General features: G+C 63.4%; 11 protein-coding genes. 8 read left to right on the top strand and 3 right to left on the bottom strand.

Features of this window, described 5'->3' with window-relative positions; genetic code table 11:
* Positions 1-14 precede the first annotated feature (14 nt).
* From ABIB91_RS10070 to ABIB91_RS10055, 4 genes are all read left to right on the top strand, one after another.
* Positions 15-803, top strand: coding sequence for a DUF1217 domain-containing protein (locus tag ABIB91_RS10070; RefSeq protein ID WP_219681291.1), 789 nt, complete (start codon positions 15-17; stop codon positions 801-803).
* A 3-nt stretch (positions 804-806) separates the two neighbouring features.
* Complete coding sequence (gene flgF / locus ABIB91_RS10065) at positions 807-1,535, top strand: flagellar basal-body rod protein FlgF (RefSeq protein WP_007595915.1); 729 nt, start codon at positions 807-809, stop codon at positions 1,533-1,535.
* 36 nt (positions 1,536-1,571) lie between these two features.
* Entirely contained in the window at positions 1,572-2,897 is a 1,326-nt protein-coding gene (fliI, locus tag ABIB91_RS10060) for a flagellar protein export ATPase FliI (protein ID WP_007595917.1), read from the top strand.
* An 840-nt stretch (positions 2,898-3,737) separates the two neighbouring features.
* Positions 3,738-4,373, top strand: a complete 636-nt coding sequence (locus ABIB91_RS10055) for a MarR family winged helix-turn-helix transcriptional regulator (protein WP_007595918.1) — start codon at positions 3,738-3,740, stop codon at positions 4,371-4,373.
* A gap of 1,167 nt (positions 4,374-5,540) precedes the next feature.
* Here ABIB91_RS10055 and ABIB91_RS10050 read toward each other — a convergent pair.
* A complete protein-coding gene (locus ABIB91_RS10050) occupies positions 5,541-7,124 on the bottom strand; it encodes a porin (RefSeq protein WP_354160436.1) in 1,584 nt (527 codons plus the stop codon).
* 506 nt (positions 7,125-7,630) lie between these two features.
* Between ABIB91_RS10050 and ABIB91_RS10045 the strand changes: the two genes are divergently transcribed.
* Positions 7,631-8,110, top strand: a complete 480-nt coding sequence (locus ABIB91_RS10045) for a MarR family winged helix-turn-helix transcriptional regulator (RefSeq protein WP_007595922.1) — start codon at positions 7,631-7,633, stop codon at positions 8,108-8,110.
* Between the two features lie 77 nt (positions 8,111-8,187).
* Here the strand turns inward: ABIB91_RS10045 and ABIB91_RS10040 are convergent, their stop codons facing one another.
* Positions 8,188-9,270, bottom strand: coding sequence for an alpha/beta hydrolase family protein (locus tag ABIB91_RS10040; RefSeq protein ID WP_354160434.1), 1,083 nt, complete (start codon positions 9,268-9,270; stop codon positions 8,188-8,190).
* Between the two features lie 861 nt (positions 9,271-10,131).
* Here ABIB91_RS10040 and ABIB91_RS10035 point away from each other — a divergent pair.
* The 3 genes from ABIB91_RS10035 to ABIB91_RS10025 all read left to right on the top strand — a co-directional run bounded on the left by ABIB91_RS10035 (position 10,132) and on the right by ABIB91_RS10025 (position 14,156).
* The gene (locus ABIB91_RS10035; protein ID WP_007595931.1) at positions 10,132-11,196 is read left to right on the top strand and encodes a ketopantoate reductase family protein; all 1,065 of its coding nucleotides are present in this window, start codon (positions 10,132-10,134) and stop codon (positions 11,194-11,196) included.
* 527 nt (positions 11,197-11,723) lie between these two features.
* On the top strand, positions 11,724-12,542 hold the full coding sequence (locus ABIB91_RS10030; protein WP_354160432.1) for a CxxCxxCC domain-containing protein: 819 nt from the start codon (positions 11,724-11,726) through the stop codon (positions 12,540-12,542).
* A 102-nt stretch (positions 12,543-12,644) separates the two neighbouring features.
* Positions 12,645-14,156, top strand: coding sequence for a helicase HerA domain-containing protein (locus ABIB91_RS10025; RefSeq protein WP_354160430.1), 1,512 nt, complete (start codon positions 12,645-12,647; stop codon positions 14,154-14,156).
* A gap of 16 nt (positions 14,157-14,172) precedes the next feature.
* On the opposite strand, the gene ABIB91_RS10020 is transcribed toward ABIB91_RS10025, so the two are convergent.
* A complete protein-coding gene (locus ABIB91_RS10020; RefSeq protein WP_354213014.1) occupies positions 14,173-15,204 on the bottom strand; it encodes a HoxN/HupN/NixA family nickel/cobalt transporter in 1,032 nt (343 codons plus the stop codon).
* Positions 15,205-15,296 lie beyond the last annotated feature (92 nt).

Here is a 15,296-nt window from a genome sequence, read left to right as displayed (position 1 = left end):
GAGGGGCGCGGGTCATGCTATCCACCATCGCGGACTACACCAGACTGACCAAGGACATGGGCAAGTCGCTGACACAGGTCGCGACGCAGCCGGATGTCAGCCGCGATACCGATTACTTCCTCAGCCACATCGGCAACGTGAAGACCATCGACGACTTCCTGAAGGACTATCGCCTCTATTCCTACGCGATGAAGGCATATGGCCTCAGCGACATGACCTACGCCAAGGCGTTCATGCGCAAGGTGCTGACCGAGGGTATCGCCGACAACAAGACCTTCGCCAACAAGCTGACCGACACCCGCTATCGGCAATTCGCCGCCGCCTTCAATTTCGCCGCCCTCGGCGACAAGGCGACCCAAACCGCCGCGGCCACGACCGGCACCGCGACCCAATACGTCACGCAGACGATGGAGGAGAAGGCGGGCGACCAGAACGAGGGCCTGCGGCTGGCGCTCTATTTCACGCGCAAGGCCTCCACGATCACCAATTCCTACCAGATCCTCGCGGACAAGGCGATGACGCAAGTGGTCCAGACGGCGCTCGGGCTGCCATCGACGATCAGCTCGGCTGATATCGATGCCCAGGCCAAGATGATCACGAGCAAGATCAAGCTCACCGATTTCCAGGACCCGGCCAAGGTCACCAAATTCGTGCAGCGCTTCGCGGCGATGTGGGATGCGACCCAGGCCCAGAGCGACACCTCGACCAACCCGGCGCTGGTCCTGATCGGCGGCGCCGCACCGTCGATCAGCATGGATAGCAACGTGCTCACGACACTTCAGAACATCAAGTTCAACAGGTAAGTCATGCAATCGGCCCTCTATGTAGGATTGTCGGCGCAGGTCGCCCTCGAAAAGCGCCTCCAGACGATCGCCAACAACGTCGCCAACGTCAACACGGCGGCGTTCCGCACCGACGTGGTGAAGTTCGAGACGGTGCTGTCCAAGGCGGGCGCGAACCCGGTCGCCTTCTCCTCGCCCGGCGACAACATCATCTCGCGCGAGATGGGCAGCATCACCGAGAGCGGCAACCCGCTCGACGTCGCCGTGGTCGGACAGGGCTGGATCGCCTTCGCCGGTCCGAACGGCACGGTCTATACGCGCGACGGTCGCCTCCAGATCGCCGCCAACGGCGACCTTCAGACCGTGTCCGGCTTCCCGGTCATCGATTCCGGCGGCGCCCAGATCACCCTCGATCCGAACGGCGGACCGGTCTCCATCGCGCGCAGCGGCGCGATCACCCAGGACAACAACGAAATCGGCACCATCGGCCTGTTCAACATTCCCGCCGACGCCAATCTCGACCGCTACGGCAATTCGGGCGTCACGCCCAACCGGCCTGCGACAGCCATCGCCGACTTCTCCCGCGACGGCTTCAAGCAGGGCTATGTCGAGGGCTCCGGCGCCAATCCGATGATGGAATTGACGAAGCTGATCGCGGCCTCGCGCGCCTTCGACGGCACCAATTCGATGATCGAGGGCACCGAGAGCTCGCTCCAGAACGCAATCCGGACGCTGGGCGAACCCGGCAAATAGACTGCGCCCCGCGCGCAATGAGGTTGGACGGTTTCCTTGAACGCTCTTCGGCAACTTGAGTGGGCGCTGCTGGAGCTTCAGCAGAGCACTCCCCTGGCAAGCGTCAGCGGCGCGATCTCCGAGATCGCGTCGACACATTTCCGCGTCTCCGGCCTGTCGCGCTTCGTCAGGCTCGGCGAACTGATCGGCGTCAACTCCGGCGGCAAGCCCCAGATCGGCGAGGTGGTGCGGATCGACAGCGAAGGCATCATCGCCAAGCCGTTCGACCGGCAGTTCGCCGGCGGCCTCGGCTCGGTCGCCTACCGGATGCCGCCCCTGTCCTTCGCCCCGGATCCGAGCTGGAAAGGCCGCGTCATCAACGCGCTCGGGGCGCCGCTGGACGGACAGGGCCCTCTCACCCCGGGATCGCGTCCGGTCTCGGCCGAGGCGGAGGCGCCTTCGGCCATGAAGCGCGCACGAGTCCACAAGCCGCTGCGCACCGGCGTACGCGTCATCGACCTGTTCGCCCCGATCTGCGCCGGCCAGCGCGTCGGCATCTTTGCCGGTTCCGGCGTCGGTAAATCGACGCTACTTGCGATGCTCGCCCGCAGTCAGGGCTTCGACACCGTCGTGCTGGCGCTGGTCGGCGAGCGCGGCCGCGAGGTGCGCGAGTTCATCGAGGACGTGCTGGGCGCCGATCGTCACCGCGCCGTCACGATCGTGTCGACGGGAGACGAGAGCCCGATGATGCGACGACTGGCGCCGAAGACGGCCATGGCGGTCGCCGAATATTTCCGCGACCGCGGCGAATCGGTCCTGCTCATGGTCGATTCGATCACCCGCTTCGCCCACGCAGCCCGTGAAGTTGCGCTCGCCGCCGGCGAGCCCGCGGTCGCACGCGGCTACGCACCCACCGTCTTCACCGATCTGCCGCGCCTTCTGGAGCGCGCCGGCCCCGGCGAGGAGGGGTCCGGGACGATCACCGGGATTTTCTCCGTGCTGGTGGACGGCGACGATCACAACGAGCCGATCGCCGATACCATCCGCAGCACACTCGATGGACACATCGTGCTCTCCAGGCACATCGCCGACCAGGCGCGCTACCCGGCGGTGGACGTTCTGGGTTCGGTCTCCCGCCTCGCCCATAACGTCTGGGATCCCGAAGAGCGCGAATTGGTGAGCAAGCTGCGCGCCATGATCGCCAAATACGAGGACACGCGCGACCTTCGCCTGATGGGCGGATACCAAACGGGACGTGATTCGGGGCTCGATCAGGCGGTCGACATGGTTCCGAGAATCTACGGCGCGATGAGGCAGGACGCCTCGGCTGCGCCAAGCGCCGATCCGTTTCGCGAACTGCGGGATATGCTCAAGGGCGACTAGCAAGTCTCAACTTGGGTCGGCCGCGAGGCGCCCGCGATCGCACCTTGCTCGTTGTTTTCGACAGGCGATTGCGCATGCCGCCACGCTTACAGCGCATGCGCCTGCGCGACCGTCTCCGGTTTCGGCCGTGATCTTCTCCACCGTTCGGGTGAGGCAGCCGCGCCGAATGCGACTCCATCCTCCGGCCCGGACAACCGCCGCGTGTACTTCCTGTGAGTTCCCTCGGACAATTCTTGGCAGAACGCACAAGTTGTGGATGACATGCCGAGGCACATCGTCGTCGTGCACAAGCTTCGATCAACTTGCATCAACGACTGCCAACAATGGGCCGTGCAATAAAACTGTCGCATAGTCGCGTGCATGTTGCTGGTGGGACAGCGTATTGCGTTCACCATCATGTGTCCCCGAAGCCCGAGATTGTCTTGAACGTTACATTCGCCTGCGACGACATCCAGTCTCCGAGAGGGTCTCTACTTGATTTTGTTGAGAAGCTCATTCATCGTTTCGTCGAAGATAAGAAACGTCTGCGTGTGACTTGAACCTTAGGGGCTTCGGTTGAACTACTCCGATCCATCGTCTGCTGGCGACGGCTACTCGGGCTCCCGTGCGACGACGCCGCGAATGGCATACCATCAGCAACACCGCTTCCCGCGCCATAGCTTGCAATGCCCATCGGTCCGGGTCGGGCCCCGGGCAGTCCGTGCCTTCATGCGAGAGAAGAGCACGGTGCATGTATCGGACATTGCCGGTGCTGCAGCTTCTCGCGAACGGCTGGTGCGCAACGACCGAAGGCGGCTCCGGGGCGCCGCAAACGTTTTTCCCGGGGCAAGGTAGGAATTCATGCCATTGGCAAGAGAAGCCGTGGAGCTGCTGGTTCAGGCGGCGAGGGCTTGGTATTTCGAAGGCAATCAGCATGGGTTGCGCGATCGAGAATGGATGGCGCTGCGCTTCCTCGGCCGCGCCAACAGGTTTTCGCGCACGCCGTCCGCGCTGGCCGGCTTCATCGGCGCCACCAGGGCCACTGCATCGCAGATCGTGAAGACGCTGGAGGGCAAATCCTTCCTGGTGCGAAAGCCGTCGCACGAAGACAAGCGTTCTGTCGTGCTGCACGTCACTGCGCAGGGCGAGAAGTGCCTGAGCCAGCACGATCCGATCAATCACGTGCTGAACGCGGTCACCGCGCTCGGACCCGACGAGTGCGTCAGGCTGCGCGATTCGCTGCGCGAGATCCTCAATCACCTCGACGCGGCGCATCAGCGGCTCGATGCCAGCATCTGCCGAGACTGCATGTTTCTCGCCGAACGCGGGCCGGGTACCGGCAAGGGACGCGCAACGGCCGAATTCATGTGCCGGCTGTATCGCGCGCCGGTTTCGCTGGAGGAGACCGAACTGCTCTGCACCAGTTTCGAGCGCACCCGCGACCGTCCCAAGATCGAGGAGCACCTCGACCGCGCGCGCGTCGCGAACCAGGGGTGAGGCACGCGTAAATTCCGCGCGCGGATTCTGCGCTACTTGCGGAAGATTGCGCAGCGTTGGCGAGAACGAAATGTGGCGCACACTCCGTCAAGCCGTCATTGCGAGCGCAGCGACGTGTCCGCCGAAGCTTTAGCGAAGGCGGAAGCGTCGCTGCGCTCGCAATGACGGCGTATGAGGCGGCAGCTTCGTCCTCCCAGCACCACTGTCATTCCCACGAAAGCGGGGAATCCAGTGCGCCGCGGCTTCTCGGTTCAGTCATAAACTGTCTCGGAATACTGATCGCCCGGTCAAGCCGGGCGATGACAGGGAGTGTGTAGCCGCGGACACAGCTTCGCGTCCTCGCGGCGCATTTCGCCCGAGCTTTGCCTGGTAGCTCCACCCTCTTGTCCAAGAGGGCGCAGGGAAGGCCGGGTGCCGGCTGGCACCCGCGGTCCGCTGCGCGAAAAGCACACGCAGGAAAACCGCACAGCAGCATACAGGTGTAGCCAATCACTCGGCCTTCCCTGCGCGATGGTTGGACGGCTTATGCCGTGCTCTCCCGGGAGCCGAGTTCTCTTTGGCCTCCCTCGCCTTCGCGAAATTCACCGACACCGCGCCGGTTGACGCAGATGCCGCATCCGCAAGAGCTTGACCGTAGCAACGACGGCCAGGACCACACGGTTTTGCCGTACGCACGGCTCGCCATTTCGCCGCAGTTTTTCCAGCCCTGTCGACAGAGCCGGAAACTTACAGACGAGACGAAGCCTAGCAGCGCCGCTCGTCGGAACGAAGCCTTGGGCTCACGGAGAGCAATCCGCCCTGCCCTTGGCCACTCGTACCCGAACGCTGCCGCGTCCACCGCAAGCCCGGCTCGCGAACGTGACGACCACAAGATCGCCCCTCAAGGATGAGCCGGGATGAGTGACACATACGCCAAAACCGAATTTCGGTAAAGTGGAATATTTTTGCGGCCAACGATTGACAGAGGAGCGACACAGGCGCGATCCCGTAGCCCGGATGGAGCGCAAGCGTAATCCGGGAAGGTGCCAGACACCGCGCGAGCGGCCCCGGATCGCACTTGCGCTCCATCCGGGCACCGGGGCTTCGCCGTCCTACATCATCTGCTTTGCGCAAAAAAAACACCCGGCGGTTTCCCGCCGGGTGTTCGTTCATGTGTTTCGACAGATCTTACCAGTTGCGCTGAGCGCGGAGGATCATGGCGATCGAGTCCTGGTCCTTCAGTTCGTAAACCGCGGCCGGCTTAGCGGTAATAACGTTCGGGACGAGGCCAACCGTACCGGAGTACTTCTGGTCGAGGTGGGTCCAGGAGACGTCAGCCGAGAACGTCAGGTTCTTGACCGGGGTCCAGCGGGTGACGACACCGAGCTGGCCGATGGCGAAGTCCGGGTTACAACCCGTCACACCGGCCAGGCCGCCGAACACGCCGCCAGCACCGCCGGCGCCGCAGAGGGTGGTCTTGGCCAGCGTGCCGAACTGGGCCTGTGCGTAGGCACCGTACAGCGAGGAGTTCCAGTATGGATCCCAGTTGTGGGTGTAAGCGCCGCGGAAACCCCAGGTCTTGACGGTTTCCTGCGAACTGCCGGTCACGAACACCGTATCGGGAGCGCTGGCGAAGCCGATGCTGCCGTAAGAGCCAGCAATGCCCGAATTGCCGTACAGCGCGTAGCTGCTGCCCGACAGATTCTGGAAGTTGTAGCGGGTCGCACCGTCGGTGTAGACGCCCTGGATGTTGATCGTGTCACCCGCGCCGGTCGGGATGTTCTTGATCGACAGAGCGAGCTGAACCGCCCAACCCCATTTGTCGTCGGGGTGGCCGGTCGGCTCGGTCGCGCCGTAATAACCGACGTGGTTGTCATGCGCAGCCACCGACGCCTGGAACAGGCCCCAGGCCTGGTCGACACGGACCGTACCAACGAGGTTCGGCGAACGAGTGCCGCCGATCGCGTTGGTGCCGTACGAGCCGCCGATCATGCCGCCCGCGGTCGCGCCGGTCATGTTGACGTTTCCGGCCTGATAGTAGGCCGAGACGTCTTCAGCCGAGAACGACGCCGTGATGCCCTGACCGAAGTCGGCGGTGTAGGTGAACTGGTTGACACCAGTGACCGTGCCGCTGCCGCCGACGAGGTTGTCGGTGATGTTGCCGGGATAGTTGGTCCAGGGCGCATCGAACTGCGACACGGCCTTACCCATGGTGAAGCCGGCGAACTGAATGAAGGCGTAGTACACGCCGAGTGCGCCACCCGAGGTGTTGCCGTCGGTGCCGTTGACGTTGCCGCTACCATTCGAACCAACGAGGCCGGTGCCGGCAGCGTTGAGACCGAGCGTACCGCTGTACTGGGTTGCGCCCGTTGCCGACCCGGTCGGGGTATAGTTGCCGCTCGTCCAGGTGAAGACGCCGTCGAAGAAGGTGCGGACCACGCCGTATTCGGTCGCTGTGCGGGTGTCGATGTTGAGGTCTTCACGAGCGCGGAAGGTGTAGTAGTTCATCAGGCGGTTGCGAGCACCGGCAGTGCCGCCCTGGTTCGGATTGAAGTCCGAGTTGGTGTTGAAGTTCGCGTCAGCGCGCACGTAGCCGCCGAGCTTGATGCAGGTGTCGGTGCCCGGGATGTAGTAGAAGCCGGCGCCGTACAGCGAACAGATCTTCACGTATTCGACCGCCTTGGCCTTCACGGGAAGATCGGCTGCGAACGCCCCGGAGGCGGCCATCAGGCCGGCAGCCGAGCCGAGAAAGAGTGTCTTCGTCAACTTCATTAGTAAACCTCCAGGTCGGTTCAGGGGGCTCGGGTCCTCGGTGGACGCCGCTTTACCCTCTCAATTTCGATCAATTCAGATCCGCACGAAGGTCCGGACTGAAACGACAGCGAGGTGCCCCCCCTCCGTCGTGGCTTCACATATAGTTTATAAAAACAACTGCCTCAATTTATTGATTTGATGAATCGACAGTTCCGGCCGGGATGTGGCTTAAGAGCAACAGCGGCGGCTTTGGTAGCGAAGATTCCATATAACCAAACAAGAAAAGCCCTCAGGGGGCATCCCGAGGGCTTCTTGGAGGTCTCGCATCGCTGTCCATCGAGCGGGTCAAGAGCAGCGAAATAGAGTACGATAGTCGATAATAAAATTAATTGTTCTTTGCAAGCAATAATTTGTCCTGTGATTTCAGCTGCGCGGTATCTCCCTGTCGTCGGCGCGCGATTTTCGAGACGCTTCCAAGATATCCCATTAAAGATGGCTCATAGAACAAATGGGGAGGGAGCCACATGATCGAGAAGAAACTCGACAGGGCGATTACGGACTTTATCTGGAACGTCGTTGAAATTCATTCCCAGCTGGAGGACATCCACACCAGCTGGGCCGGACTGCTGGGCATTACCGAGCCGCAGTGGCTGATCCTGATGGCAATCACTGAACTGGACCAGGGGCGAGGTGTCGCCGGAATCGACATCGCAAACAAGCTGCGGGTCCACCCGGCCTTCGTGACCAACCAGACCAAGGCCCTCGAAAAGGGCGGCTTCCTATCGCGACGGCCGGCAGCAGACGACGCACGCTACGTCCTGATGTCGCTCACCGCAAAGGCGACCTCGGAGATCGAAAAGCTGTCCAAGAGAAAGCTTGCCTTGAACTCGACCATGTTCAACGAGCTCGACGAGAAGACCTTGGCCGATCTGAATGCCGCGCTCGCAACGATTGCGAAGAATGCCCGGTTGGCCGCACGGTTGCTGGCCATCGACGCCTCCTGACCCCCTGACCTCAGACGCGGAACGTGCGCCTCGATCAATCCCCAATCTCTTCTCGCCTTCCCAATCTCTTGCGCGGCTCAGAGGTAGGTCACAGAGCCCAGCTGGGGGGCAATTCCGAGTTTGCTGTCGAGCCATTCGAAAATGAAATCGTCCACCGCGATGAAATTCTCGACCTCGCCCAGGGGGTGCGGAATGCAGTTCGGCACGACGGTCGCGCAATCGGCTCCGGCCTGCCGATAGCCGGCTTGCAGTTCGAGAGCATCCTCCTCCCAAACCATTGAGCGGCTCCCGACGACCATCAGAAGTGGGCAAGGGATCCGACGCGACGGCGGCAACGAACCCGTTGAGGTCCCGTCACGGACCGTCTGCTCGACGCCGATCATCCAGCGCAGCGATGCCCGGCGCATGACCGGCGTCGCAATGCCGCCGTCGCCCACGACGGCAGCCATCCTGCGATCCAGGAGGGCAAGACGGGATGCGTGACTGGCGGCCGCCCCCTCGCCGTAGACCGCGATCTGCTGCGAATCGACGTCCGGACGCGCTTCCAGGTAATCCAGCCAGCATTGCAGAATATGCGCCGGCTTGAAGGGGCTGCGACCGGATGAATTGCCGGTATCAACGAGCAGGAGCGACATGTTCCGTCGCCCGGAGGCCGGCAACAGCCTGCTCATCATCGAGCCCAGGGTGATGTCCTCGTCGCTGACACAGATAACCGCGGGTGCGAAAGACCGATCGGGGAACGCCGGCAGAAAGTAGCCCGCAAGCGAGCCTTGATCAAAGCAGTCGATCTCCACGCGCTCGATCGCCGAACCGGCGTTCTCCTCGAAGCCCCTCAGGCTGAGTCCGACCTTGTCTACGAGGTCGGTACTCCCGGGATCTCCGGGCCAAGACAGGTTCCTCGCGACTTCAAGGGCCGTCAGCGAGCACAGCCACGCTTCCCGCGCGATCTGAGCTGAACCGGCTGCGCGCACCGATTCGGCGAAGATCCGGTACTCGCCTGAGATCCTCAACCAGTCCGAAATCCACCGATGCCTGTGCGCCTCGCGCACGAGTTCGGCGACGGACAAGCTTTCGAAAAAATCGGACGCGCGTTTCCGCAAGCACGCCAGGCTTCGACCGGCGCCGTCGCACGTGCCGTGAGGCCAATGATCATGTTCCATGACAGTCCCCGAACGGCGCGTCGGCGGTTGCTTGGACTCGGCGCAGCGCTGTTAGCGCAACGCCCTGCATGTCTGCTCGATGCGATATCACGCGTGCGTGATCGCGCTTGCGTCTGCCGCCCCGATGATCATTCCGCTTTCCCTTCGCGGGCGGGGGCACTGGACCAGACGGACTACAGTCCGAACGAACCGGTCGCAAAGCAAGTCTCACGCCGACTCCAACTCAATCGTCACGTCTCAGCTCCGTTGCTGATACACAGTTTAGGCCCCGCACCACTCTGCCATTTTTTGCTGTTCCGCGTTTGCAGTTTTTTGTTGCGGTGGACGACTAAAATTGGAGCTCATTTAACGAGGGAGAAGGCATCGCCTGTGTCGGCTTCCATCATGAATTCCTGATGACGCCGATCCGCCGTGCCACCAATCACGCCAGCGACAAAAGATGCGGCGGGTTGCCGCCTGATCGATGCCGACGCCCTTCGCCACGGGACTTTCCCGCGGTCGACGTCGCAGGAAAACCCGCGCGACGAAATCCTCGATGTCGCTCATCCGCACCCGGCGCGCGAGACGTGACGAGGTATGATCGCGTTCTGGGCGAGCCCGGGCGATTGAGGCGTGCAACATTTCTTACTTCGGTAAGCCAGTTATTTGAGCAACTCATGGACATGCAGAACCCGTCGCCGGTGAGGCGCCGTCGCGCTTTCGGCGTCAAGCAACACGCCGGGCCGCCTGCTGAGCCTTCCGTGCCTTGTATCCATTATCCCAGTTGCCATCCCCACGCACTTTGCCTTACATGCCGGCCAAACTCGCCCGCGGATGACGGCCGGGGCTCAAAAATCGCACAAATTGTCAAAGGGACGAGACATGGCGCGTAACATCCTGATTCTCGGGGCTTCCTACGGCTCCCTGCTGGGCACGAAGCTGCTGATGGCGGGGCACAACGTGACCCTGGTCTGCCGCGCCAAGACCGCGGAGTTGATCAACCGCGAGGGTACCGAAGTGCGCATCAAGTTGCGCGACGAGGCGGTTCACCGCGCCATCTTCTCGCGCGACCTGCCCGGCAAGCTCGACGCCGTGACGCCGGCCAATGTGGACTTGTCCCGTTACGACATGGTCGGCCTTGCGATGCAGGAGCCGCAATACACCAACCACACGGTGCGCGTTCTCATGGTCAGGATCGCCGCGGCGAAGCTGCCGTGCCTGTCGATCATGAACATGCCGCCGCTGCCCTATCTGAAGCGGATCCCCTCGCTCGCAGACATGGATCTCGAGGAGGCCTACACCAATGCGCAGGTGTGGGAGCGCTTCGAGCCCGGGCTGGTGACCCTGTGCTCGCCCGACCCGCAGGCGTTCCGTCCGCCGGAAGAGGCTGCGAACGTGCTTCACGTCGGTCTGCCCACGAATTTCAAGGCATCCGTGTTCGCCGACGAGAAGCACAACAAGGTGCTGCGCGAGCTCGAAGCCGACATCGACGCGGTGACCCTGGACGGCCACGACGTGCCGGTGAAGCTGAAGGTGTTCGATTCTCTGTTCGTGCCGCTAGCGAAATGGTCGATGCTGCTGACCGGCAACTACCGCTGCATCACGCCGCACGAGCCGCAGTCGATCCGTGACGCCGTGCACGGCGATCTCGCGCGCTCGCAGACGATCTACGAGCATGTCGACGCCATCGCGCGGCGTCTCGGCGCCGATCCGCAGGACCAGGTGCCGTTCGCGAAGTACGCCAAGGCTGCCGAGAGCCTGCTGAAGCCGTCGTCGGCCGCACGCGCGGTGGCCGGCGGCGCGCCCTTCATCGAGCGCGTCGATCTCTTGGTGAAGCTGATCTCGCATCAGCTCGGCGCGCCCAATGCAGAGATCGACCGCACGGTCGAGACCGTGGACCTGAAGCTCAACGAGAAGATCGTGCAGGGCGGATCGGGCGCGCTGTAACGGGCGCTTCCATTCGCGATCGGACGCGTCGGCGCTTACGCTCCCAAGACACCGGGGCTGAGCGTCGCGCCTGGGGCTGCCACCATGCTCTCACGCAAATGATCGCGCGCGGCACTGTTCCTGGTGTGACGCAAACTCAACAGGAGTGATCGCGAGTCATCGATCACGCGATCGTGTCGCTTTCAGTTCCCTCCTGCTTTTACCGCAAATATCACGCCTGAATGACACAGAGCCCATGTGGCTCGTCATTTCTAGACGTGGCGCAGCGTGAAAATGCGGCATTTCCGCTCGAACTGAACCAAAGCGCACAATCCTTGTCCGCCGCGCGCTCGAACGAGGTCGCACGCTTCGGACGAGATCCTTCATTTGCGCAAACGCCGCATGCGCGCGCGCCAGGCTCGCCGTCTTGTCTGGCAGATGTGCCTGAGTAACATAGCTTTGCAAGACAGTCTTTTACGGCTTTTCCAGACACGGTTTGCAGTCCCCGCGTTCGGATCCAGACAAGAAAAATCGAAGAAAAAGAAGCAATGGACCAGGCGATGCTGAGCGTCGTCCGCGCAGTAGAGGCAGGCGCGACGACGATGAAGGGCGTGATCGACGCCACCGGACTGTCCCGTCTCAAAATCGAACGTGCGTTGAACGCGCTGGAGAAGCAGAAGCTGCTGGTCCGCGACGGCCAGGGTTTTCGCGGAACCGGCCCGACCAGGACAGCCCAGCCTGCCCGACAATGCGGCTCGTGCAATGCCTGCTGCGACATCCTCGAAGTCGCCGCCGTCGACAAGCCGGTGAACCAGCTGTGCAAGCATTGGCAGACGGGCACGGGTTGCACCATCTACGAGCGCCGTCCCCAGATGTGCCGTTCATTCGTCTGCGCCTGGCTGCAAGGCCATCTCGACGACCACTGGTTTCCCGCGAAGTCGGGCATCATCGTGCATTTCAGCCAGGACGCCGTCAACGTCACCGTCGATGATCATTGCCCTGATCGCTGGCGCGAGGAGCCCTATTTCAGCAAGCTCGCCGAATGGTCGCTGAACGGCATCAAGCGAATCGGAAATCGCGGCTACGCGACGCTCGTCGTCTCCGGCGCCGACCGGTTCCTGCTGCTCGGGCGCACCGTCGTTCCCGAGCCAACGCTGTTCGGCACCGCGTTCATGCCGCTCACCGCCGACACATTTCGATTCTGGCGGGCGACATCCCCGGAGCATCTGCAGCGGCTGCACGAGCGTATCGCCGAGATCGAGCGGATCAGGCAGGAATTCGGCTCCTGCGCCATTCCTTCCGATGAGGACGACGATCCGCAAGCGCCCTATCGGCCCGCACTTCTACGGCAATCGAATCACGCCTGAACTCCGCCGTGGGCAACAACGCATGATTTCCGCCATGGTGCTCGACGCGCCGCGACCGGGTTGTTAAGTCCCTGTTCGCGAATGATAGGACTTGAGTCGGGCATGACGGTTGCAATCGAGATGGGGCAGACCACGGCGGGCGCTGTGGCCGCCATGGACCTCGAGGAACTGCTGGCGACCCGCCTCCTGGTGCAGGGCAATTCGGGCTCCGGCAAATCGCATTTGCTGCGACGGTTGCTGGAGCAGAGCGCACCCTGGGTGCAGCAGGCCATCATCGATCCCGAAGGCGATTTCGTCTCGCTGGCGGAGCATTTCGGCCATCTCGTGATCGAGGCCGAGGATCACACCGAACGCGGCCTTCAGGTTGCCGGCGAGCGCGCACGGCTGCATCGCGTCTCCACCGTGCTCAATCTCGAAGGGCTCGACGCCGAAAACCAGATGCGCCGCGCCGCGGCCTTCCTCGGCGGGCTGTTCGATGTGGACCGCGACCATTGGTATCCGATGCTGGTGGTCGTCGACGAGGCGCAGCTGTTTGCGCCTGCAGTCGCGGGCGAAGTCTCGGACGAAGCGCGAAAGCTTTCGCTTGGCGCGATGACCAATCTGATGTGCCGCGGCCGCAAGCGCGGGCTCGCCGGGATCATCGCGACCCAGCGGCTGGCAAAGCTAGCCAAGAACGTCGCGGCGGAAGCGTCCAACTTCCTGATGGGCCGCACCTTCCTCGACATCGACATGGCGCGCGCCGCCGACCTGCTCGGCATGGAGCGGCGGCAGGCCGAATCGTTTCGCGATCTCGAACGCGGACAATTCATGGCGCTCGGCCCCGCGCTGTCGCGACGGCCCCTGCGTTTGAATATCGGCACGACCGAAACCCAGCCGCGCAATTCCACGCCGCGGCTGATGCCGATGCCCGAAGCCGCACTCGAAAACATGCGCGCCGTGATCCTGGCCGCGCCGCCCCCCGATGCCAGCCGGCCGCAGCGCCGGCCCGCGCCCGATCTGCTCGAGCAGCTCCGCGCCGCGAAGGCTGCGGCACCGGAGATCGGGCCCGAAATGATCGAGGTTCCGGTCAGCGCCGAGGAGCTCGCCGAACGGCGCGAGCGCGTGGATCGGACCCTTCGTGCCGTGCTCGCCGCGCCCGACGCCGGTTTCCGCGCGGTCGGCGTGCTGTACCAGGAGTTCGTGGTTCGCTGCCGCATCGAGGGGCTCGGCTCGGCGGTGCCCGACCTCACCGAATTCCGTCGCATGCTGACGCGCGCACGCGCCGGGCTCGGCGCCGAGCATGCCGAGGACGACGCCTGGCAGGATGTGTCGCTCCGCGCCTCGATCCTGCCCGACGACATGCAGGGCGTGTTCATGATGATCGCGCGCGCGGCGAAAGAAGGCTGGCCGTGTCCCGGCGACGCCGCGATCGCGCGCGCCTACGGCTCGCATTCGCTGCGCCGGGCGCAGCGCCTGCTCGGCTACATGGAAGAGCAGGGCCTGATCGTCTGTCAGCTCGACGGCGCCGGCCGCAGATTCGTGACGCTGGTGGAATTGGCTTGGGCCACCGCGCCGGGCGATCCCAATGCCGACGACCTGCCGGCGGAGCAGGTCGCGAGCGCAGCGTCGGCCTGACCCAGCGGATTGTCGATCAGGCCGCTTCGGTGGCGTCGGCGCCGATCAGCGCATCGGCCGCGCGCCGCCGCTCAACTGCAAACATCCGCCGATAGAGCACGACCGAGACGAGCCATGCGATCGCGAACAGCGCGATCACGGCGAAGCCGACATTGGTGAGCGAGTCGTTGAGCGCGTCGACCAATGCCCACGCGCCGCCGGACAGGCTGAGCCGGTCCGCGATCAGCCCGAGCGCCTCGATTCCCCCGATCAACAGCGCCACCGCCACGGAAGCTCCTGTGATCGTGAGGTTGTACCAGAGCTTTCGCAGCGGATCGACGAAGGCCCAGCGATAGGCGCTCACCATCAGTGTCGAATCGGCGGTATCGACCAGCGCCATGCCCGACGCGAACAGCGCGGGGAAAACCAGAACATCGGCAAACGAAGCGCCGCGCGCGGCTTCGCTGGCGGAGATGCTGAGCAGACCGATTTCGGTTGCGGTGTCGAAGCCGAGCCCAAACAAAAAGCCGAGCGGATACATGTGCCAGGGTTTTGTCACTAGGCGGAACATCGGGCCGAGCAGCCGCGCCAGAAGGCCGCGATTGGCAAGCAGGGCATCGAGGCCCTCGGCGTCGTGAATCCCCTGCTCCCGTGCCGTGCGAAACGTCCGCCACAGGCCGGCGAAGATGAGGAGATTGATGGCCGCGATCACCAGCAGGAACAGCGCCGAGACCGAGGTGCCGATGAAGCCGCCGATCTCCTTGAGCAGGCTGTCGCCACCGAGGCTCACGACGCCGAGCGCGAGCAGCATGGTCGCCACCACGACGATCGTGGAATGGCCGAGCGCGAAATACAGACCGACGCTACGTGGCGTGCCGCCTGCCTGCATCTGCTTGCGCACGACATTGTCGATGGCCGCGATATGGTCGGCATCGACGGCATGGCGCAGGCCGAACACCCAGGCGAGCAGCGCGGTCGCCATCACCGTCGGCCGGTCACCGAACGCCGCGAAGGCCCAGGCCCACGCCCCGATGTTGGCCGCGATCAACCCGCCGAACAGCAGCACCATCCCGGGCTCGACCGCCCGCAAAGATAATCTCGTCACGTCAATCATTCGGTCCACTGCGCACGCCCATCGCACGAGCGGTATGATCTTTTCAT

This window comes from Bradyrhizobium sp. JR4.3 (assembly GCF_040547695.1).
GTDB classification, from domain to species: Bacteria; Pseudomonadota; Alphaproteobacteria; order Rhizobiales; family Xanthobacteraceae; genus Bradyrhizobium; species Bradyrhizobium canariense.
Note: the sequence above shows the minus strand (reverse complement) of the source record. Positions and strands in the feature narration are given on the sequence as shown.